14 protein-coding genes and 2 pseudogenes are annotated in these 21,605 nt (G+C 62.4%); 12 read left to right on the top strand and 4 right to left on the bottom strand.

The window, feature by feature from the left end:
* Window positions 1–35 precede the first annotated feature (35 nt).
* From H5U38_02360 to H5U38_02335, 6 genes are all read left to right on the top strand, one after another.
* Window positions 36–716 carry a DUF432 domain-containing protein gene (locus H5U38_02360; GenBank protein ID MBC7185854.1) on the top strand — a complete coding sequence of 227 codons (681 nt, stop codon included), beginning with the start codon at window positions 36–38 and terminating at the stop codon, window positions 714–716.
* Window positions 713–1,561 carry a mechanosensitive ion channel family protein gene (locus H5U38_02355; GenBank protein ID MBC7185853.1) on the top strand — a complete coding sequence of 283 codons (849 nt, stop codon included), beginning with the start codon at window positions 713–715 and terminating at the stop codon, window positions 1,559–1,561. Before H5U38_02360 ends, H5U38_02355 begins: the two co-directional genes overlap by 4 nt.
* 26 nt (window positions 1,562–1,587) lie before the next feature.
* Entirely contained in the window at window positions 1,588–3,981 is a 2,394-nt protein-coding gene (locus tag H5U38_02350) for a copper-translocating P-type ATPase (GenBank protein ID MBC7185852.1), read from the top strand.
* A gap of 12 nt (window positions 3,982–3,993) precedes the next feature.
* Window positions 3,994–4,932, top strand: coding sequence for an L-lactate dehydrogenase (locus H5U38_02345; protein ID MBC7185851.1), 939 nt, complete (start codon window positions 3,994–3,996; stop codon window positions 4,930–4,932).
* A 31-nt stretch (window positions 4,933–4,963) separates the two neighbouring features.
* The gene (locus H5U38_02340; protein ID MBC7185850.1) at window positions 4,964–5,422 is read left to right on the top strand and encodes a peroxiredoxin; all 459 of its coding nucleotides are present in this window, start codon (window positions 4,964–4,966) and stop codon (window positions 5,420–5,422) included.
* 123 nt (window positions 5,423–5,545) lie between these two features.
* Window positions 5,546–8,587 (top strand): aminotransferase class III-fold pyridoxal phosphate-dependent enzyme, encoded by a 3,042-nt coding sequence (locus tag H5U38_02335; GenBank protein MBC7185849.1) that lies wholly within the window; start codon window positions 5,546–5,548, stop codon window positions 8,585–8,587.
* A gap of 135 nt (window positions 8,588–8,722) precedes the next feature.
* Here the strand turns inward: H5U38_02335 and H5U38_02330 are convergent, their stop codons facing one another.
* The gene (locus tag H5U38_02330; protein ID MBC7185848.1) at window positions 8,723–9,115 is read right to left on the bottom strand and encodes a hypothetical protein; all 393 of its coding nucleotides are present in this window, start codon (window positions 9,113–9,115) and stop codon (window positions 8,723–8,725) included.
* A 554-nt stretch (window positions 9,116–9,669) separates the two neighbouring features.
* Here H5U38_02330 and H5U38_02325 point away from each other — a divergent pair.
* The 5 genes and pseudogenes from H5U38_02325 (at window position 9,670) to H5U38_02305 (ending at window position 13,792) form a co-directional block, all read left to right on the top strand.
* The gene (locus tag H5U38_02325) at window positions 9,670–10,941 is read left to right on the top strand and encodes a DegT/DnrJ/EryC1/StrS family aminotransferase (protein MBC7185847.1); all 1,272 of its coding nucleotides are present in this window, start codon (window positions 9,670–9,672) and stop codon (window positions 10,939–10,941) included.
* Window positions 10,931–11,695: a polysaccharide deacetylase family protein gene (locus H5U38_02320; GenBank protein MBC7185846.1), complete on the top strand. Its 765-nt coding sequence runs from the start codon at window positions 10,931–10,933 to the stop codon at window positions 11,693–11,695. Before H5U38_02325 ends, H5U38_02320 begins: the two co-directional genes overlap by 11 nt.
* Before the next feature lie 24 nt (window positions 11,696–11,719).
* Window positions 11,720–12,232, top strand: a complete 513-nt coding sequence (locus H5U38_02315) for a hypothetical protein (GenBank protein ID MBC7185845.1) — start codon at window positions 11,720–11,722, stop codon at window positions 12,230–12,232.
* 107 nt (window positions 12,233–12,339) lie between these two features.
* On the top strand, window positions 12,340–12,954 hold the full coding sequence (locus tag H5U38_02310; GenBank protein ID MBC7185844.1) for an exonuclease domain-containing protein: 615 nt from the start codon (window positions 12,340–12,342) through the stop codon (window positions 12,952–12,954).
* Window positions 12,955–12,975: 21 nt separating this feature from the next.
* A pseudogene (locus H5U38_02305) lies at window positions 12,976–13,792 on the top strand (rRNA pseudouridine synthase).
* Between the two features lie 271 nt (window positions 13,793–14,063).
* Here H5U38_02305 and ccsA read toward each other — a convergent pair.
* From ccsA to H5U38_02290, 3 genes are all read right to left on the bottom strand, one after another.
* The gene (gene ccsA, locus H5U38_02300) at window positions 14,064–17,168 is read right to left on the bottom strand and encodes a cytochrome c biogenesis protein CcsA (GenBank protein ID MBC7185843.1); all 3,105 of its coding nucleotides are present in this window, start codon (window positions 17,166–17,168) and stop codon (window positions 14,064–14,066) included.
* Window positions 17,169–17,254: 86 nt separating this feature from the next.
* Complete coding sequence (locus tag H5U38_02295; GenBank protein ID MBC7185842.1) at window positions 17,255–18,418, bottom strand: hypothetical protein; 1,164 nt, start codon at window positions 18,416–18,418, stop codon at window positions 17,255–17,257.
* Window positions 18,419–18,468: 50 nt separating this feature from the next.
* Window positions 18,469–19,761, bottom strand: a complete 1,293-nt coding sequence (locus tag H5U38_02290) for a hypothetical protein (protein MBC7185841.1) — start codon at window positions 19,759–19,761, stop codon at window positions 18,469–18,471.
* A 911-nt stretch (window positions 19,762–20,672) separates the two neighbouring features.
* Here H5U38_02290 and H5U38_02285 point away from each other — a divergent pair.
* Window positions 20,673–21,605, top strand: a pseudogene (locus tag H5U38_02285) (integron integrase).

Below are 21,605 nucleotides of genomic sequence, written 5' to 3'. Positions count from 1 at the left end.
CCTCGTGTATCCGCTTTGGCCGTCATCAGTTGCCCATGGAAGTGGAGAGTGCAGAAGTGCACCTCCGCGCTGTGCGCGAGGGCGACGCGCTCCACTATTGGCGAAAAGGGAGATGTGGCGCCGCCGAGAAACTGGTAGTAACCGGGAGTAACCGCCTCATCGTCAACCCGGTGGAGCCGGTCAATCTGCCGCAGAACATTTCTCCCGCCTTGTTGGTTCATTTGGCCAAGGCAGTGCACGTCGAGCCCAAAGGGGGCATCACCATTTTCGTCACGTTTCCCATCGAGGTGGGCGTATTTCTAGCTGCCCATCGGGAAATGGAAATGTTGGATGTCTTCTCGGTGGTGCCCAGCAAGTTTGCCCTGTATGGGCCACTTGGCAAAGGCCTGGTGTGCAGGTTTTGGCAAAGTGACATCAGTTTTGCGCCACCAGCAGTGAATCCTCTCTACTTCGGGATCATCGAACTTACGGCTGACAACGCCACTTCCAAGTGGGCGGAGATACGCAGGGTGGTGTTCAGCGCGCATGGCATGAAGATCTATTTCAACGAAACCATGGTAGCCATGCGTGCGGAGATGAGGATCACGGCTCCCGGCGTGGCCGAGACGCGTTTCTTGGACAGCCCGCTCGTGGAGGGAATGAAAAAGTCCCTGGAAGTGTACAGGGCACGAAGGCTTTCTTCGACTGCCAAGTTTGTTATGGACCACGGCTTATGATCAGCGACATCAAGCTTATTGGCAACATCACTGTGTTTGGTTTGGTGGGCGCGCTCCTCGTCCTGTTGGGCGCGCTGACCGGAGCCAAGCTCGCCTCCCTCGCTCTGCGTCGCTCGCTCCGCGAGAAGGTGGCCGGCCACCACCTGGACGTGCTCGCCAAGGTGGTCTACTACCTCATCGTTGCGGCGGGCGTGATGTGGTCCCTCTCTCTGTTGGGGGTAGGCCTTTCCGGTCTGATGGTCGCTGGCGGGGTGGCAGGACTCGTCCTCGGCTTCGCCAGCCAGCAGATCGTGGGTAACCTCATCTCCGGCGTCTTTCTCATTGTGGAGCGCCCCATCAAGATCGGTGACCAGGTGCACATTGAGGGGATCTCCGGCTTTGTGGAAGACATCCGGATGATTTCCACCACCATCCGCACTTACGACGGCCTGGTGGTGCGTGTGCCGAATGAGAAGGTGTTCACTTCCAACATTACCAACTTCGTGGCTCTGGGCTGTCGGCGGATTGACTACAACGTGTCGATCCGTTACCAGGACGATGCCGAGCAAGCGATGGCCATCATCAAGCGGGTCCTGGAAGAGCACCCGTATGTTCTGGTCGAACCGGCGCCGCAAGTGTTCGTGGACAACCTTGGCGACGACGGCGTGGAGTTAGTGGTGCGCTTCTGGGCGCCAATTGCCACCTGGTACGCAACACGGACTGAGCTGCTTTGGCCCATCAAGAAGGCACTAGAGGAGAAGGGAATCGAGATTCCGTTCCCACAACGCGTCGTGTGGTTTGCAGAAGATCAAGAACAGGCAGTTGAAAAGGCGAATCGCTCTGGCAGGCGACGGTGGCGGAGTTAAGCGAAATAGGGCTGCGGGTCACTGGCATGAGCTGTGCCGCCTGCGTGAAGGCCGTCGAAAGGGCCTTGGCCGCGGTTGAGGGCGTGCAGCGAGTGGTGGTGAACCTAGGGAGCGAACAGGCCCAGGTGGCCTTCGAGGCCGACCGCGTGCGCACAAGCACCTTGGTGCAGGCGGTGGAGGCAGCAGGCTACGGCGTGGAGCTCGAAGAGATGGTGGTAAGAGTGGGCGGGATGAGCTGTGCCATGTGTGCGCGCACCATCGAGCATGCGCTCGGCGGTGTGCCGGGCGTCGTTGCCGCCACGGTGAACCTTGGTGCCGAGACTGCGCACGTCACCGTGGTGCGCGGCCAAGTCTCCGCGCGCGATGTGCAGGAGGCCATCGAGGGCGCCGGCTATCAGTACTTAGGTCTGCAGGAGGCTGCAGGTGCGCCTCCTGAGGAAGTGGCGGTGCACAAGGAGCTGGCCGATAGGCGCCGCCGCTTCGTGGTTGGCTTTGCCGTGGCCGCCTTGCTGATGGTGGCCATGCACCTGCCGATGCTCCGCTCCTTGCCCCTTGGGTACTTGATGCTGCTGGTGGCGGCGCCTTCGTTCGTCTACGTGAGCGCCCCCATTTTCCGCGCTGCAGGACGAGCCCTGCGCCACCGTCTGCTGGACATGAACGTGATGTACGCCATGGGCATGGGCATCGCCTTTCTGGCCAGCCTGTTGGCGACGTTTCACGTTTTGTCGCACGAATTCCTTTTCTACGAAACGGCCCTCATGCTGGCGTCGTTCCTCACTTTGGGGCGCTATCTGGAGGCACGGGCAAAGAGTAAGACCTCAGGGGCCATAAAAAAGCTCATGGCCCTCCGTCCGCGTACCGCCACCGTGCTCAGGGACGGAACGCAGGTGGAGATTCCGGTCGAGGAAGTGCAGGTGGGCGACATCCTCGTGGCCAAACCTGGCGAGCGGCTGGCCGTGGACGGCGTGGTGATGGAAGGCGGCAGCTTTGTCGACGAGTCAATGGTCACTGGCGAGCCGCTGCCCGTTTTCAAGGGGCCTGGTGATAAAGTGGTGGCCGGCACGTTGAACACCAACAGCGTCCTTCGCTACCAGGCCGAGAGGGTGGGTCGGTCGACCTTGCTGGCGCAGATCGTGCAACTGGTGGAGAGGACGCAGGCCAGCAAGCCACCGGTTCAGCGGCTGGCAGACCGCGTGGTGGGGGTGTTTATTCCGGTGGTGCTCACCGTGGCCGTGCTGGCGTTTGCCGTCTGGTACGTGCTTTTGGGCCAACCGCTCCTCTTTTCCCTCACCGTCCTCATTTCCGTGCTGGTGATTGCCTGTCCTTGCGCGCTCGGCTTGGCCACGCCCACTGCCGTCACCGCAGGCGTGGGCCGCGGAGCTGAGCTCGGGGTGCTCATCAAGAGCGCCGAGGTCCTGGAGGTGGCGCCTCGGGTGACCGCCGTTGTGCTGGACAAGACCGGCACCTTGACCCGTGGACAACCTGTCGTGACTGGAGTGAAAGGCTTTGGCGCATCTGAGAACGAGATCCTGGCAATTGCTGCGGCAGTGGAGCAGAACAGCCGCCATCCCCTGGCGCAGGCGATACTGGCCAAAGCGGCGGAACGGGGGGTCGTTGTCGAAGAGGTCGAAGGCTTGAACACACTTGGGGGCAAGGGGTTGACCGGGACACTTCGCGGCAAGCGGGTGGCGGTGGGCAACCGTGCCTTGATGGCAGAGCTGGGCATCTCGGTGCCAGACCAGGTAGCCCAAGAGCTTGCGCGGGCAGAAAGCAAAGGCCAGACGACCACCGTTGTGGCAGTCGGCGAGCGAGTGGTGGGCCTCATGGCCATTGCCGACCCGCTCAAGCCCACCAGCAGAGAAGCTGTGAGTGCCCTGCGCCGCATGGGCCTGCGGGTGGTGATGTTGACCGGCGACACTGCCCGCGTCGCCCACGAGGTCGCCACAGAGGCTGGTATCGAAGAGGTGGCAGCGGAAGTGCTGCCCCAAGAGAAGGCGGCAAAGGTGAAGGAACTGCAGGGGCAGGGCGAGGTGGTGGCTTTTGTCGGCGATGGCATCAACGATGCCCCTGCCATGGCCCAGGCCGACGTGGGCATCGCCATCGGGGGCGGCACCGACATCGCCGTCGAGGCGGGCGATATCGTCCTCATGAAGGACGACCTCTTGGACGCCGTTGCCGCCCTGCAGCTGAGCAGGAAGGTTATGCAGCGCATTCGGCAGAACCTCTTCTGGGCTTTTGCCTACAACACCGTGCTTATCCCCGTGGCGGCAGGGGCACTCTGGCCGGTGCTGCACCTCACCGTGCGGCCAGAGCTGGCTGGTCTGGCCATGGCGCTAAGCTCGGTGACGGTGGTCACTCTGTCGCTCACGCTCAGGGCCTACGTGCCGCCGGTGAAGCGCGCCGCGGCCCGCCTGCCTTAGCATGGAGGTGGAATGCCGAAGATTGCCATCATCGGTGTGGGGGACGTAGGGGCGACGATCGCCTACACGGCGCAGATGGCGGCTATCGCCACGGAACTGGTGCTGATTGACCTGAACGCAGACAAAGCCCGTGGCGAGGCGCTGGACATGAACCACGGCCTGTTCTTCACAGGGCCGATGAAGATTCGCGCCGGCGACGTGGCTGACTGCCGGGATGCGGCGGCCGTAGTTATTGCTGCTGGCGCGCGGCAGAAGCCAGGCGAAACCAGGCTGCAACTGGTCAAACGCAATGCCGACATTTGCGCGTCCATAGCTCGCCAGTTGGGCTCCGTCTGCCCACAGGCGGCCATCGTGGTAACCACCAATCCGGTGGACGTGATGACCTACGTCGTGCAAAAGGCGGCGGGCGTGCCGCCGCATCAGGTGCTCGGTTCGGGCACGGTGCTGGATTCGGCCAGGTTCCGATTCGCGCTCAGCCAAGCCTGCCAGGTCGACCCGCGGAACGTGCACGCCTATGTGATTGGCGAGCACGGCGACAGCGAAGTGTTCCTGTGGAGCTCGGTGAATATGGCCGGCGTGCCACTGGCCAAGTTCTGCAAAGGATGCGCACGCGCATGTACCTCGGGCTTCCGCGAGAAAATCGAGGAGAGCGTGCGCAATTCCGCCTATCACATCATCGGCGCCAAGGGTTACACCAACTACGGTGTGAGTCAGGCGGTGCTGCGCATCCTGGGAGCCATCCTGCGCGATGAGCACAGCCTGCTCACCGTCTCTACGCTCCTCAACGGCCAGTATGGACTGCACGACATCTGCCTGAGCGTGCCGTGCGTGGTAGGCAGGCGGGGCGTGGTGCGCGTCATCGAGACAGAGCTGGCAGAAGCAGAGAGAGTGGCTTTGCACCGCTCGGCTGAGGTCATCCGGGCGAATCTCCCGGATATTGGACAGGAATAGAACGTTGCGGGACACAATGGAGGAGGTATCCATGTCACATCACTTTCCGAAGGTCGGGGAAAAGGCACCCGATTTTGAACTACCGGCTGTGGGCGACAAGAAGGTCAGACTGAGCGACTATCGGGGAAAGAAGAATGTCGTGCTCTCCTTCCACCCCTTAGCCTGGACCGGGATCTGTGGGGCGCAAATGAAGGACTTGCAGGAGAATATCAAAGCGCTGACGGACAAGGACACGGTGGCGCTGGGCATTAGCGTCGACAGCGTTCCTTCCAAGAAAGCATGGGCGGAAGCCCTGGGCGTCAAGGATGTGGAGCTGCTGGCAGATTTTGAACCCAAAGGGGCGGTTGCCAAACTGTATGGCATTTACCGCGAAGAGGGGTTCAGCGAGCGTGCCGTCTTCGTGGTGGACAAGGAAGGTATCATCCGCTTTGCCAAAGTCTATCCCATCAAGGAGAAGCCTGACTTTGGCGAGTTCTGCGCCGTGCTGTAGGCTGGACGCAAGCAGCGGTCCACATAGTTCGCAAACAGAGCCATACGGGCCACTCCTCGCGGTGTAGCCCCTCTGCTCGGCGATGGCGCGAAGAAGAGTTTGCTGACTTGTCGGGTAGCGGTCATGGGTGAGGACGTGCGTCTGCGGCCACACTTTTCGCTCGGGAAAGCCATGGAGCTGGCGAGGGAGCTCTACGGCATCGATGTGACGGCCAACGAGCTGCCCAGCGAGCGGGATCAGAACTTTTTGCTCACCACTGCCAACGGCGAGAAGTTCGTCCTGAAGATCGCTAACCTGGGCGCCTCCCCCCAGGTGCTGGCGTGTCAGAATGAGGTCATGAGCAGACTCGCCCAGGAGGGCATTCCCTGCCCCCACCCGTTACCGACCTTGCGCGGCCAGCTCATGTGCGAAGTTCCTGACGAAGACGGCGAGCCACTTTTCGTCCGCCTGGTGACCTTCCTTCCCGGTACACCCCTTGCCTTGGTCAAGCCGCACACACCTGCCATTTTGCGCAAAATTGGGCGCCTGTTCGGCTCCATGGATCGCGTGCTTGCTTCGTTGAGTTGTCCAGCGTTGGCGCGCGAGCTGCAGTGGGACCTGCAGAGTGCCCCATCCACCATTCGCAGGTATAAAGCCGACATCCGAGACGCCGGCAGACGCTCTCTCATCGACGGCTACCTGGAGCTCTTCGACCAGGTGGCAGACAAACTGGCGGCGTTGCGCAGGATGCTCATCCACAACGACGGGAACGACTACAACGTGCTTGTTGGACCGCCGGCGTGGGAGCGCGAAGTTGTGGGCGTGCTGGACTTTGGGGACATGGTGGTGAGCTATGCGGCCGCAGAGCCGGCGGTGGTTGCCGCCTACGCGATGCTCGGCAAGGACGACCCGGTGGGTGCGGCAGCTGAGGTCATCGCCGGTTATCATAGCGTCTTTCCGCTGCGCGAGGAGGAGGTAGAGGTTCTTTTCCCGCTGATGTGCATGCGCCTCTGCCTCAGCGTCTGCTTGGAGGCCCATCAGCGCGGGCTCGTGCCGGGCAACGAGTACTTGTCGGTCTCTGCGCAGCCGGCCTGGGATCTGCTGGAGCGCCTCAAGGAGGTGCCCCCGCGCCTTGCCGAGTATCGGCTGCGGGACGCCTGTGGGTATGCACCGTGTCCCCAGGGGGAAGCCGTGGCGAAATGGCTGGCGGAAAATCGCCACCAGGTGGGACCGGTGGTTGCCCCCGAGCTCATGGCCAATGCGGTGTTGTTTGACTTTGCCGTGGGAGGCTGTGATGCCGGTGCGCCCCACCTGTGGCAGGATGTGGCCGCCTTCTCCAAGGCGCTCTTTGACAAGATTGCTGCTCGGCAGGGAAAGGTGGGGCTGGGGCGTTACGCCGAGGCCCGCCCTTTTTACACCAGCGCTCTCTTTGCCGGAGGCGAACCGCGCACCGTGCACCTGGGCGTTGACCTGTTCGTTCCAGCAGGCCAACCGGTCCTCGCGCCGCTGGAGGGCACTGTCGTCAGTGTCCAGGATAACGCTGGACCGCTCAACTACGGCCCCACCGTCATCCTCCAGCACGAAGCGAAGGGGCAACGGCCGGAGTTTTACACCCTGTACGGACATTTGAGCAGGAAGACTCTGACCAGCATAAAGCCGGGCAGGCGACTGAAGCGTGGCGACACAATTGGCTGGGTGGGGGAGAGCTCCGAAAACGGCGGATGGCCGCCCCACGTGCACCTGCAAGTGATCGCCGATATGCTGGGGTATCGCGGCGACTTTCCTGGGGTCGCCTCACCCAGCCAGCGCGCAGTTTGGTTGAGCATCTGCCCAGACCCCTCGCCCCTTCTTGGCCGCTCCTTCGACCTCGCAGCGACTGAAGAGCTCAGCACGAGGGAACTCCTCGCCAGGCGGAGCAAGCACTTCTCGCCTGTGCTCAGCGTGGCTTACCGTCGGCCTCTGCATCTGGTGCGCGGCTACCGCCAGTTCCTCTACGACCGAGACGGCATCCCTTACCTGGATGCAGTCAACAACGTGCCGCATGTCGGGCATAGCCATCCGAAGGTGGTGGAGGCCGCATGTCGGCAGATGGCCCTCCTGAACACCAACACGCGTTACCTGTACGAAGAGCTGGTCGCGTACGCCGAACGCCTTACCGCGACGTTGCCGGAGCCCTTGCGCATCTGCTTTTTCGTCAACTCAGGGAGCGAGGCCAATGAATTGGCCCTGCGCTTGGCGGAGGCCTTCACCGGTGGCAGGGAAACTATCGTGGTGGACGGCGCCTACCACGGCAATACCACCTCATTGATCGACATCAGCCCGTACAAGTTCAACGGCCCGGGCGGCCAAGGGGCACCATCGTACGTGCATGTGGTTCCAACCCCGGATCCCTATCGAGGACTGTATCGGCAAGGTCAGGCACACGTAGGAAAGAACTACGCAAGGCATGTGCAGCAGGCGGCAGATGAGCTACGTGCACGGGGAGTCCGGCCGATTTTCATCTGTGAGTCGTTGATGGGATGCGCTGGGCAAATAGTTCTGCCGGACGGTTTTCTCGCGGAGGCGTACCGCGCAGTGCGCGAGGCTGGGGGAATCTGCATCGCCGACGAAGTACAGGTAGGCTTTGGCCGCGTCGGCACGCACTTCTGGGGGTTTCAGACGCAAGGCGTGGTGCCGGACATCGTGACGCTGGGCAAGCCCATCGGCAATGGTTTCCCCTTGGGGGCAGTCATTACGACGCCTGAAGTGGCGGCAGCTTTTCACTCCGGCATGGAATACTTCAGCACCTTTGGCGGGAATCCAGTCGCCTGTGCCGTGGGCCTTGCCGTGTTAGAGGTCATTGGCGAGGAACATCTCCAAGAGAATGCGTTGCGCGTGGGGTCGAAACTCAAGGCCGGGCTGACTGAGCTCATGGCGCGCCACGAGCTGATCGGTGATGTGCGCGGCATGGGGCTCTTCCTGGGGGTGGAACTGGTGTTGGACCGTGAGCGGCTTACCCCAGCGACGGAGCAGGCAGCCTACGTGGTGGAGAGAATGAAAGAGTTGGGAGTGCTCCTTGGCCGGGATGGTCCCGCAGCAAATGTGCTGAAGATCAAGCCGCCGCTGGTCTTCTCTGAGGCCGATGCCGAGAGGCTCGTCGCCACTCTTGACCGGGTGCTTGACGAGGATTTCGTCGCGGGCAGGTAAGGGCCAAAGAGCAAAAAGGAGCCCCACCCCTGCTGCCGGATGGGGCTCCGCTTGCTGGCAATCTCCGTACTGGGGGAGAGCAAGTTGCCTTTGCCCGCCAGTCTCCTGGCCCCCATCCCCCAGCGCATAGCGAGCTTATGCTGCCATTTTCTCCGCGAAGGAGCCGACCGCTGCGCGCAACGCCGACATTGAGCGAGTGAACACCGCCTTGAAAACCTCAGGCGGCGAACAGAACAGCTCAATGCTGGCCCACACGTTGTCCCGCACTGGGAAGATCTTCGCCACCTTGGTTTCGGCGGTGGCCTGCAGGGCAGCCTGTTCCACCTTGAGGCGTTCCTCCTTGCTCTCAATGGGCCAGAAATTGGGGAAGACCAGGCGGAAAAAGTCCTCGTCCCGCTCGTCGATGAGGATGGCGTAGGTTCTCCCTTCCGCCTTGAAAATCACGTCCCCGTCCTGGTCGATGGTGGGCGTGTAGCCCTCGCCGAGGAGGAAACTTTCGTACATCTTCGCACGCTTTTTCTTGTCCATGATTCTGCTCCTTCGGTTGTTCTTGCGGCGCTTTTCTGCATTTCCCGCGGCGCCTGTGCCCGGATGGCAGCAATTGAGGCGCAAGGCGGGAAGCACCGGATCGGGACCCCTGTTGCGGAGACGCAGGCTTGTGAAGCTGGAATCTGTTCGCGCCTGAACTGTGAGCGACAGGGAAGTGGGACATTGGTGGCGGCACTGACACTCCTTCGTGCCGCGGTCGCACCGTCTGGACGAGCTGCCGCAAACCGACGTGAGCAGTGTTTCAGCGTGCTAAGGTCTCCGCGTGCTATGCCAATATGGCAAAATTCCCTGTCAATATCAAGCTCTTTTTTGCCATGGGCGGTCCACACCTCGGGCACGGTCCGTTTTCGGGGCAGTCGCAATGAGAATCGCGCATGGCGGCGAATCGTGTCGGGAAGGGGTTCGGCCGTTTCCATTTTGCCTTGCTTTTCTCCCCAGGATTTGTACATTAGGCCAGAGTCTTGGCCCCAGTGTGGGTTACGGACAGGGTCGACGCATCTCTGCCCAACTATCGTGCGAACGTGAGGATGGCCATGAGTGCCCTGGCGTGCAGAGGGGGCAAACCCGTCACGAAGGACCTGCTCGCCGGCTGTCGACTGCCCAGGCGACGCGACCTGGAGCGCCGATACCTCCTCCAGGCATACGACAGCGGTGTCTGGGACGACTGGCCTGGGGTGGACTCCATGGCGGCTCGCTTCCAGCGCGAATGGGCCGATTTTCACGGCTCAGCCTACTGCGCGCTGCTCACCAACGGCACCCATGCCCTGCAGGTGGCTCTGGAGGCGCTGGACATCGGCGCCGGCGATGAGGTGATCGTGCCCGGCCTGACGTGGCAGGCCACTGCTGCCGCAGTGTGCGACGTCAACGCTGTGCCGGTGCTGGTCGATGTCCATCCGGAGACCATGTGTACCGATCCTGCTGCCGCGGAGCGGGCGATCACGCCGCGTACGCGCGCCATTATCGCGGTGCACCTCTACCATCGCCTGGCCGATTTGCAAGCCTTAGGGGACCTGGCAAAGAAGCGTGGCCTTTACCTGATCGAAGACTGCGCCCATGTGCACGGCTCGCAGTGGGAGGGTCGCGGCGTGGGTACCATCGGGGTGTTCGGCTCGTTCAGCTTCCAAAGCTCCAAACTCATCACTGCCGGCGAGGGGGGAGCGCTTTTCACTCAGGACGAGACGCTGTACTGGAGGGTGGTCAGCCAGAGGTTGTGTGGCCGCGAGGTTGGCCCCGGCGTCAGGGTGCACAGCGGTAACTACCGGATGACCTCCTTGCAGGCGGCGGTGCTGCGCGGGCAACTTGCGGCCCTGCGTCGCAATGCGCCTGTGCTTGATAGCCATGGCCTGGCTCTGGATAGGGCGGTAGCCGAGGCTCCAGGCGTTAGACCACTCCACCGCGACCCACGCATCACGCGCATGTGCAGCTATGCTTTCGCTTTCCTGTACGAGGCCGAAGCGTTTGACGGTCTGGATGCCTCCCTCTTTCGACGGGCCTTGTCGGCCGAGTTGGGTCTTAACTTTGATACGACCTATGCCCCTTTGAACCAAAGCGAGGTCTACTTCCCCCACAGCAAACGCCGGCATCAGTTGAGCAGAAGCTACGTGCGGGCCATTACGCCGTCGCGATGGGAGCTTCCCGTGGCTGAAGGCCTCCACCGCCATCGTGCGGTGCTCACACCGTGGCGGATCCTGGCTTGCCCGCCCTCGAGAGCCCATCTATTGACCGAGGCCATAGGCAAGATTTACAGGCATCGCCATGAGCTGCTGGCCCTGCAGAGGCGTCAGGAGGGGCGAGATGGAGATTGAGGAATTCTGGGCGCCGTACCAGGGCGCGGTATCGTTGACCTTTGACGACGGCACCGTCGACCAGCTGCAGAAAGCGGTGCCCATTTTGGAGCAGTTTGCCCTGCGAGGGACCTTCTACCTCAACCCACATGGGGAGGACTGGGAAGCACGCTGCGCGCCGTGGCGGGAAGTAGCACGGAGAGGTCACGAGATTGGCAACCACACGCTATCCCACCCATGTTCCTGCAACGTAGGCCCCTTGCCAAGAGCACTGGAATCCATGACACTTGCGGAAATTGAGGCAGACATCACAGCCGCGCAAGCCCGCCTGCAGACGATTGCGCCGCATCAGAGGTACTGGACCTTTGCGTACCCCTGTTCCTGTACCTTTGTAGGAAGAGGCAAGAACCGTCAGAGCTATGTGCCGGTGGTGGCGCGCCACTTTCTGGCCGGACGCATCGTGGGGGAGTACGGATTTGGTAACTCGCCGGCGCTGGTGGACTTGGCTTGCGTGTGGGGGTTGAGCGTCGAGAGGATGAGCGGCTTCGAGATGATTGGCTTGGTGGAAGAGCTGACCGCGCGTGGTCAGTGGGTCGTCTTGGTCTTTCACGAAATCGATGGAGAGAGGCTTACCGTCGGCAGCTACGACTTTCGCATGTTGCTCGCCTACCTGCGGCGTCGCGACCAGGCAGTGTGGACGGCGCCAGTGTTCGAAGTGGCAAAGCGGATCGCCGAGTTCCAGGCAATGCTGAGCAGCTACGCCGAAAACGAATAGATCTTGCACAGGAGGGACAGCCACGTGGAAACACATGGAACACCACTGGTGAGAGAAGTGCAACACTTCCGCCAGCCCTGGCTCTGGGCCCTGGTGCTGCTTCTTGCCGGTTTCAGCTGGTATGTGTTGGTGGCCCAAATCTTAATGGGCATCCGCATGGGGAACCACCCCGCGCCCGACGTCGTTGCGGTGATCCTGTGGCTTATCTTCGGCGTGGGGCTGGTGGCGTTCTTTTGGTGGACAAGGCTGATTACCGAAGTGCGATCGGATGGGCTGTACATTCGCTTCGTACCTTTTCATCGCAAGTTCAAACGCCTACCGTATTCTGAGCTGGCGCGTTTCGAAGCTTGCACCTATCGCCCCATTTTGGAGTACGGGGGCTGGGGCATCCGCTACGGCCGGAACGGGATGGCGTACAATGTGAGCGGCAATCGCGGCGTGCAGCTGGAGTTCACCAACGGCAAGCGGCTTCTCATCGGCTCACAGCAGCCGGAAGTGATCGTGCGCGCCATGGAGGAGGCTTCGGGCAGGCGCTAAGACACGGGGGCGGCACATCGACTTGTGCGGGGGGCACAGCCAGGCGAGCGAGGGCATGCGGGCCCCAGGGCCTCATCGTTTGGCCACGACCTAAGGAAAGTGCGAGAATGCGACTGTTTGGCGTCGACTATCGGGCCACGGACTATGTGATCATCGACCTGGAGGCCACCTGCTGGCAGGATCCCACGCCCCGCGAGCGCAAGGAGACCATCGAGATCGGCGCGGTGCGCATGGACGGCGAGACGTTGCGGCCCTACGATGAGTTCGCCACCTTTGTGCGGCCGGTGGAGAACCCGGAGCTCAGTGACTTCTGCCGCCGCCTGACCCACATCCGTCAGCGGCAGGTGGATGAGGCCCCGCTTTTCACAGTGGCCTTGGCTCAGTTTGTGGAATGGCTTGGTCCGGATCCCGTGCTCTTTTGTTCATGGGGGACCTTCGACCGTACACAGCTGCGCATCGATTGCCGGCGGCATGGCGTCCCTTTCCCAGAAGCTCTTTCCCAACACGTTGACCTGAAAAGAGCCTTCGCCGAGTGGCGGCAGCACAAGCGCGTGGGGCTGAGCAAGGCCCTCACGCTCTTGGGCATGTCGTTCGTCGGCACACCACATCGCGGCTTGCACGATGCGCGCAACGTGGCCCGGATCGCCCAGGTCATGTTCCCCGAACTCCTGCGCAAGGGGTATTTTGCGTTTCTACCCACGCACCGCCACGGGGCGGTCTGAGGCTGGCCGGCGGAGGGCACGATGCACCGCGACACGGGCAGGACGAGATCAAAAACAGCTAAGCCGGCTGCATCCGCCGGGCCGAAGAAACAGGCACGCGTGGGTCTGGCCCGCGCGCTGTCCAAACTCGGCTACTGCTCCCGCAGCGTCGCCCGGGCCTTGATAGCCGAAGGCCGCGTGCGGGTGGATGGCAAGGTCAAACGGGACCCGGAAACGCCCGTGCTCCTGGAGCGCAATCTTGTCGAAGTAGACGGCCAGCTGGTCACCTCGGCGCCGCGCGTCTACCTGATGCTGAACAAGCCCAGAGGCCTGGTAACCACTGCTGCCGACGAACGGCAGCGCGGTACTGTGTACGATTGCCTGGCCGGGGCGAACCTGCCATTCGTCTCGCCAGTGGGCCGGCTGGACAAAGAGAGTGAGGGGCTCCTGCTCTTCACCAATGACCATGCCTGGGCCGCTGGTCTTTTGGACCCGGCCTCTGCGGTCTGGCGCACCTACCGTGTCGAGGTCAAGGGGGAGGTACAGGCAGGCCATCTCCGCCTGATGAGCGCAGGGGTACGCACCTCGCGCGGCGAAATTCTCTCGGCAAAGCGTGTGCGGGTGATCGGCCAACATGAGTACAGCACTGAGCTGGAGCTTGTGTTGGACGAGGGGAAGAACCGCCACATCCGCCGGCTGCTCAGTGCGCTGGGACTGGAGGTGCTGCGCCTGGTGCGCGTGGCCTTTGGGCCCCTGCGACTTGGGGAGCTCAAGCCAGTGGCGCTACTTGACCAGGGGCGAGGTGCGCGCCTTAGCCAAGGCCATCGCCCCGCACCTGCGGCAGGAGCTGTTCGAATAGAGCTGCCCGCGGGCAACTGAATCTGGCCTCCCATCACGGGTGCTACAAGGCGGGTCGGATTGGTGAGCAGAGCCCTTGGCGAGAGACCCGTGCGTTTGTGGCCCTTCGTGCGGGCTGTGGGGGCCGCCAGGATGAACTGCGGAGCGACGGCCCGTGCCTACGAGGGTGTTGGGTCCGTTGCACTCGAGCGCAGCGCCCTGCCTGGTCGGGACGTGCGACTTCGCGCACCAGAGTCGTCTGGCGGGATGAGGCGCACCGCGGGAAGGCGCCCTCACCTCTTCGCGCGGGAGAGCATCTCCCGCATCGAGGCGGCAACGATGACGGCAACCACCGCGCCGAGAACAATGTACACTGCCGCAGGCCAGGAGGAGGGCTCGCCCTGCGCGTAGGAGTGCAGGCCCGTCAAGTAGTAGTTCACGCCGAAATAGGTCATCAGCACTGAGCCGAAAGCCAGCACCGCCGCCAGAGAAAACACCACCTGCCCCGCAAGCCAGCGGGCTTGGCGAAGATGGATGACCACCGCGTACGTGAGAATGGTGATCAAGGTCCACGTCTCCTTGGGGTCCCACCCCCAGTAGCGGCCCCAGCTGGCATTGGCCCACACCGAGCCAAACATCGTCCCGAACACCAGAAGCACAAACCCCACCTTGAGCAAGCGCATGGTGTCGGCGCTCAGCTCAGCAATGGCGCTGCCAAAGTGGGCCGCAGCCTTACCCGGGGCAAAGGCGCGCAGCGCGAGCGCTAACCAGGCAAGCACCGTCCCGAGGCCGAGAAACCCGTAACTGGCCGTGACTGTGGAAACATGGATCACCAGCCAGCTGGATTTGAGCACCGGTACCAGCGGCGTAATCTGTGGGTCCATCCCGCTGAGATGGGCCACAAACAGCGCGGCGGCCGCCAGCAGAGAGGTCGCCGCAGGCAGCCACAGACTCCTCCGCGACAAGAGCAGGCCTGCCAGAGCCGCAGCCCAGGAGATGTAGACGGTGGTCTCGTACCCGTTGCTCCACGGCGCGTGGCCGGATACGTACCAGCGCAGCGCCAGTCCGGCGCTGTGACACAGGAAAATCACAAGCAGAAGCAGTCGCGCGCCCAGCAAGAAGCCGCCCCCGAGGAGCCGGGGGCGCACAGTTCCCAAAATGGTCGCAAGCAGCAGGACCAGCCCCGCCCCTAAGTAAACGAACAGCAGACGCTGGAACGGTTGCACACGGTTGAGCAAGACCTCCGCATCGAGGCGTCTGGCGGCAGGGATGAGCCCAGGCGCATGGCGCCGCTGGTAGTCGACGATGCGCTGCAGAGCCTGGTCTGCCTGTCCCCATGAACCGTCCAGTTCCGCCTGGCGCACAGCCTGGAGATATGCCTGGTAGATGGTGCGCACTTCCCCCGCCTTCTCCGCGCTCAGCTCCTGCTGCGCTTGGGCGTAGGAAAGCCAGCGCGCAGGCTGGTCTGCATGCGGGAAAAGCCGAGGCAGCAGTCCGCGGAAGGCCATGTAGCAAATGCTGGCGCGCTCGTCTACCTTCAGCAGCTCGCGGTCGTGCCGGGTACGCTCCGCTGGCGACTTGTGGTGGACTGCCTGGAGCTCGTTTGTTAGGCGGTAGCGCCCGTCCTGGTCGAAAAAGTCCACAAAGCGCGCGTGGCGCTGGTCCGCCGCTAGGCCAAGGGTGCGCCGAATACCGCCATCCTCCACATAGACCATCGGCACGTGACGCCAGTGGTCAGGGCGGGCCATCATACCCAACAGGACCTCGGCGGCCGGCAGGCCTTCTATCTTGCTCTCAAGGCTGACTTTTCGCACAACTTCGCGGGCAAAGGTGTCCATGGGTTTGCAACGGCCATCCACATCCAACACTGGCAGCCGCGAGAATCCGCGCAGATGCGCTGTTTTGCCATAAGTTGACGCGTCCGGTCGCCCCGCGATGGAGAGGGCGCACAGGGCAACCAAGAGCAGAATTGACACGGGGGCTTCCCCGGCCGGGGCAAGCCGAGAACCTTTCTGCCGTCCGCCCAGTGGCCACAGCAGCCATGCCAAAAGGCCGGCCCCAAGCAGAACAAAGCCGGTGTACACCACTGGAACCCCTGGATCGACCGTCGCATTGAGCACGGTGCCCCACTCGTCGTCATCGTAGGAGGCTTGGTAGAAACGGTAGCCGCGGTAACGGAGCGGATGGTTCATGAAAATGTCCGCCGGCCGTGAGATGCCCCGCTGCTTGTCCACGACCACGACTTTGCTGATGAACATGGACGGGCGCTCGGACCCAGGATAGCGCTCGATGACAAAATCCGTCAAGCGCAACGCGAAGGGCATCGGCCAGGCCGCTGAGCCGAAGGACAGGTTTACCTTTATGCCGCCGAGGTCCACCGTCTGTGTGTCCGCGACTGCCCCGGCGCCCCCGAACAGGGTCACCACGCGGCGCTCGCCAGCAGCAGCTACCTCCACTTCCAAGGCCTGGGTTACGTCTTGCTCATCCACCGTCGGCATCACCTGCTTGGCCGGCACAGCAGCCAGGCGCGCGTGGGGCAAGAAGGAGCGCAGAGCAAGCTTCAATTGGCCCAGTCCGTAGAGCTGCAACGGGTACAAGGGGTGCTCTGCGTGAGCCGCCAGTTGCACGACCTCGCTCTCACGCATGCTCGCCCTGGTCACCGGGTGAGTGGCGCAGAAAGTCAGCGAGTCGCCGTGGATGGCGAGGCGGAAGACTGGGAGAGTGTCGGTCACCGTGGTGTCGCACGTCACGATGGCGTGCTCCAGTGGCACCACGTCCCCAGGACGCAACGCGATGATGCGCGTGCGGTCGCCGTCGACGGCAGTCAAGAGCACAGCCGGCCCCCCAGTCGGGTCGGACTCGATGCTCGGCACAGCCTCTGGCATGAAGCGAAGGGCGCGGGCGGTCAACTCCGCCTGCCCGATGTTCATCCGCACTTCGGCGCGCGGTCTCTTGCGCGGAGAGAAAAAGGCGGGAACTGATTTGCTTGCCACGCGGTCCGCATCAGTCGCCGAGACTGTGAGGTAAGCGCGATCCGAGATGACCTGTGCGGCGCTCTCTCCCTCGCGAATATGGACAAATCCTTCGCGCCCAAAGTGCCTCGTGACCGCCCCGCCAACCAGAATCACCACCACGCCCACGTGAACGAGGCCGGCGGGAGCCTTGTCTGGCCGCCACCAACAACGCCTCAGGAAATTGGCCAGTGCAGAGAGGACGAGAATCGCCAGGAGGAGCGTGAACCACCAGGCTTCGTAGACCTCTGCGCGCGCCGCCTCGTGCCCCCACGAGTTCTCGATGAAGGTCGCCACGCCACATGCCACAGCCAGCACGACGGCGACGGCCGACATGGTCACTACCGAGGTCAACACGCGGTAGAGCCTGTGCAGCGCGGGTCTCATGGCTGGTGACGGGGCCTCCTGTGGCTACCGCGCCGCGCGTGCCATGGCCTCCCCGCACAATTGCCGTGGACGTGGCTGCTCATGTTTCAGAAGGCAGTGACTAAGCCCAGCACAAAGCGGTTTCGCTTCTCCTCGAGCAGGCGGGTGTACTCTGCCAGCAAACGGAGATTGCGGCTGAGCAGGTAGGTGCCGCTCAGGGTGCCTGAGCGGTATCGTTCCAATGGCGAGTCCACGTGGTTGTAGAGCGCAGTCAGGTACCAGCGTGAGCGGTCTAACTGGGGAGAGTAGGTCAGCAGTGCCACGCCGCCGCGCATGGTGTGCCGCTCTTCTTGCGCGAAAAAGGGATTGCTGTCCCGGCGCTCCAGGTACTGCACGTGCAGCTCCAGGGGGCCCATCTGCACGTTCAAGTCCGGACCAAAATAGGTCACGGTGTTCGTTCGGCTTGCTGACTGCTCCTTGGCGCGATAGAGAAAGCCGCCTACGGTGAGCGGCTCGCCGATACTCTGGTGCAGCGTCAGCCCGAAGTGGCGGTACTTGTCGTTGTCCAACGAACCGGTCTCTGGCTGCTCCGGGCCGATGCCGTTGCCGTTGGTGATAGTTGCCACCAGATCAGTCCCGGTCTGTTCCACCCCATAGGAGAGCATGAGGCCTCGGTCATAGGTCAAATTGGTGGCCGAGATGCCCGGCCGGAACTTGAACACCTGATAGTCCTCGTAGGTCAGGCGTAACTCGCGCTTCATGAGCGGATCGCACTTCTGGAACTGACCCACCATCACATCTAACCCTGTGCCGAAGACGTTGTCGAAGTGGACGTAAGCATCCTCTATGCCTGCAATCTCTCCGGCCTCGGACATGAAAAAGTAGAAGTAATAGCCGATGTTCTTGTACAGAGCGCCTCCGGAGAGCAGTTTGAGGCCGTAAGGGATCTGCAGGTCACTGTGCACCGGCCAGTCTTGCTCGGCCACGGCAAAGGCGTCAAAGCGGACGGCCACGGGGAAGGTCTTGGGCACCCAGAGCAGCGGGTCCCCTGCGGTCACATAGTCCCGCTCCTTCTCGTTTTCTTTGATGATGAACCCCTGTCCGGCAAAGTCGTCGCCGTACGGCTTGGTGTGCGGGAAAGGCGAGTGGCAAGTAGTGCAGGATAGGTTATAGCGCCGGGCAAACGCCGGGATGCCGTGTGCGGACGGCGGCAGCACTGCGGTGACCGCAAGCAGCGCCGCGGCCATAATCGTCAGCAATCTCGTCTTCATCTCACCTCCTTGCAAAGGCACAAAGTCGCGGGCAGCCTTCACAGACGCCCCTACTCGTAGACCTCGATCCAGGTGGTCGCCGAGTTGATAGGAATGACCTCGCTTTCCTCAGCCGGCACGCCCAAATAATCGGCCACTGGCTTGACCAACTTCTGATAGTTGAGCTGTGCCTTAAACACCACTTTGCCCACGGCCACCTCATCGGGAAGATGCCAGGTGAAGGTCTCCGTCTTGGCCTCGCGCGGCCCGATGCGGTAGTCGACCCCCAACGACTTGGTATTCCATTGCATGATGGTCATGCGCCCTTGCGGGTCGAAGTAAGGCATGCGAAAGATGCGGTCGCCGAGCGGGACGCCGTCGCGGGGCACCCCCTGGAAATTGGGGTCGCCTTTGGGCAGGCCCATGTCCTGATAGGCGAGCTCATCAGAGGCGATGGTGTACTCCTCGCCGGCGAACCCCTTGCGGTCCACAGGCAAGTGGTATTCCTTGCCCGCGGCGTCCACGGCGGTCACGTGCAGCCAGGCGATGCGGTCCTCCACGGAACCGGTGGGAAACTTGTGGCCGGGCTTGGCACTGAACAACTGCACGTGGAGGACCACCGTTCCACCGCGCTCCACCTCGCGCTCCTCTGGATGCATGCGCAACTCGATGGCGCTCGCCAACTTGCCTGGGTCATGTGCGCCGTGGAAAAGGTGCAGTGCAATGGTGTCTTCCTCTGCCATGGTCGCGTTGCGACCTAAGGCCTTGGGCATGTGGCACTGCATGCAGGTGACGCCTTCTTTGCTGTAAGGCCCTTCTTTCCATTCCATCTGCGTGGATTTGACCCACACGCCGTAAGGGTTGCGCTCGTTGTGGCAGTTGGCGCAGAATTCTGTCTGGGCAAAGAGAGGCAGGTACTGCGTCTCATGGTGGGGCGACGTGCGCCCGGGCTTGGGCCCAAATTTGACCCGACCAGGCGAGGAGGTGTAGCTAAAGTTGTGGGGTATTTCGCCTTCGTAGCCGCGGACGGTGTGGCAGAGGTCACAGCTTACGCTCTCATTGGCGCGGGAGTTCGCCGCAGGGCGCGGCGGCGGCACGTCACCGGCCAGAAATGCCAACGGAGCGTGACAACCGTTGCACCCGTCTACCACCGGCTTCAGTTCCGGCACCTTTGCCGCATGGGCGACCGCCAGGTCGAAGTACTCGATCTCGTCCCAGTGGTGGGTGTAAGCCTGCGACATCATGGCCTGGCGCCACTGCTGGTAAAAGTCCCCGTGACAGCTCTTGCACACCTCCGGCCGCTCGAACTGGTCGTACTTCTTGCTCCCCATGGCCTTGTCCCCTGAGGGAAGCTTCTGCGCCATGGCGCTGCCAAAGCACAGAGTGAGCGCAACGATAACGGCCAATACTTTCATGGCGCTCCTCTCCACGAGTGGGTTCGTCCGTTCTCTTTGCTTGCTGCACCGTGCCCCGTAGGGCGCCGCCAGCCCGGTTCTCTCGGACACAAGATAGCTAAGTCTGGGCACAAAGTCAAGGGCAAAATGCCGGGATGGTGGGCCTGGTGAGGAGGCAAGGTGCGCCGCCTCTGTACAGGCCGTGAATTCGCCGCAGCAGGGTGGAAGCTAATCTCCCTCTCCTCTGATTCTTAGAGGACGCGGAGAACCTGCTCGCCCGAGCGCGCGGGTAGCGGCGTGTGAGCGCCGGCAGGTGCCGTTCCCCCCTATGGTGGCCTTTTTCTTGGCCGGTGGGTGCGTCTCCCGCGTTGGCCGAAGGTTTTGGTGGCCGTTGCGGTGGAAATGGGCCCGCCAGCGGCGGGCAGGTGTGAGCCGCAAGACGGCGAGATCGCTACCGTCCTCGAGGGGCTCGCTGGAGAATTGGTGGCCCGTGGGTCGTCCTGCGTTGCCGACGGGGGAATGAAGCAATGCGGTAGCGGACGGGCAAGGAGATCTCTCGCCTGTCGGAGCGAAAGAGAGAGGATGGCCCGCGGCATACGGATTTGAATCGAAAGGGCGGAATCCTACGGATTGGCTCGGAGGCAAGGGGATTCCTGCTTGACCACTCGACCCGCACGCAAGAAAACACTTGACGTTTTACCTGGTATTTGTTAATTTACCGAGGCGCTGGCTACGCTCCGTCGTCGGTGGCACGGGTACCATGGGACCGTTAACTACACAAGCGCCGGGCCTGGCCGGGGGCAGCCGTCCGAGGTTGCTCGACCAAGTGCGCAGCCCTTTCCGCCCGCCATTACAGTCGCCGGACGGAGGAGGCATATGTAATGTGGGTGAAGCGGTTCACCTTCCTCCGCCGTGTGCGCCATCCGGCGGAGATGGGAGGACCAGAAAGCAATCCTTTTCTGACCCACCTGGCCCTGAAGGTGCGTGTGAGTGCCTCCACGCAGAGTCAGGCTCTCTCGGCCTTGCTGTCCCTTTACCGCTATGTGCTTAGGCGCGAGGTTGGCGAGCTTGGCGATGTCATTCGTGCCCGGAAGCCGAAGCGGTTGCCCATCGTTCTGACAGGTGAAGAGGTCAATGCCGTTCTGAGCCGCTTATGGCGAGAAATTGCTCATGGCCTCGTTGATGTATGGAGCCGGGTTGCGGCTGATGGAATGCCTGCGCCTGCGCGTTCAGGACATTGACTTGGCTCGCAACGAAATCCTGGTTCGTGACGCCAAGGGCGCAAAAGACAGAGTGACGATGCTGCCGGGTTCGGTCAAGGCCCCGCTGCAAGAGCATCTACGTAGAGTGAAAACCATTCATGAGAAGGACCTGCGTGAAGGCTATGGCGCAATTCCCCTGCCGAATGCGCTGGATCGGAAATATCCAAACGCTTCTCGCGACTGGCGCTGGCAATGGGTGTTCCCGCAGGGGCGTCGGTGGAGGAACCCGCGGACGGGCGCGCAAGGGCGGCATCACGTGGATGAGTCTCTCTTATAGAACGCATTCAAGCACGCGGGTGAGAAAGCGGGGTTGACCAAAGGGCAACTTTGCATGCACTTGCTAGCGGCCGGCTATGACATTCGGACCGTGCGAGAGCTTCTCGGTCACAAAGACGTGCGCACGACGACGGTCTACACGTATGTCTTCAACCGAGGAAGGGGAGGTGTCCAAAGCCCGCTTGCTGCCTTGGGAGCGAAGAAGCTTTGCGTGTTAGACGGAAAGCAGATAGAATCACGACGGAGATTCCAAGGCGCAGCAAAGGCGATGAAAGC

Source organism: Calditrichota bacterium (assembly GCA_014359355.1).
Classification (GTDB): Bacteria; Zhuqueibacterota; Zhuqueibacteria; order JANLFK01; family Oleimicrobiaceae; genus Oleimicrobium.
The sequence above is the reverse complement of the archived record's forward strand: the minus strand, read 5'-3'. Positions and strand labels throughout refer to the sequence as shown.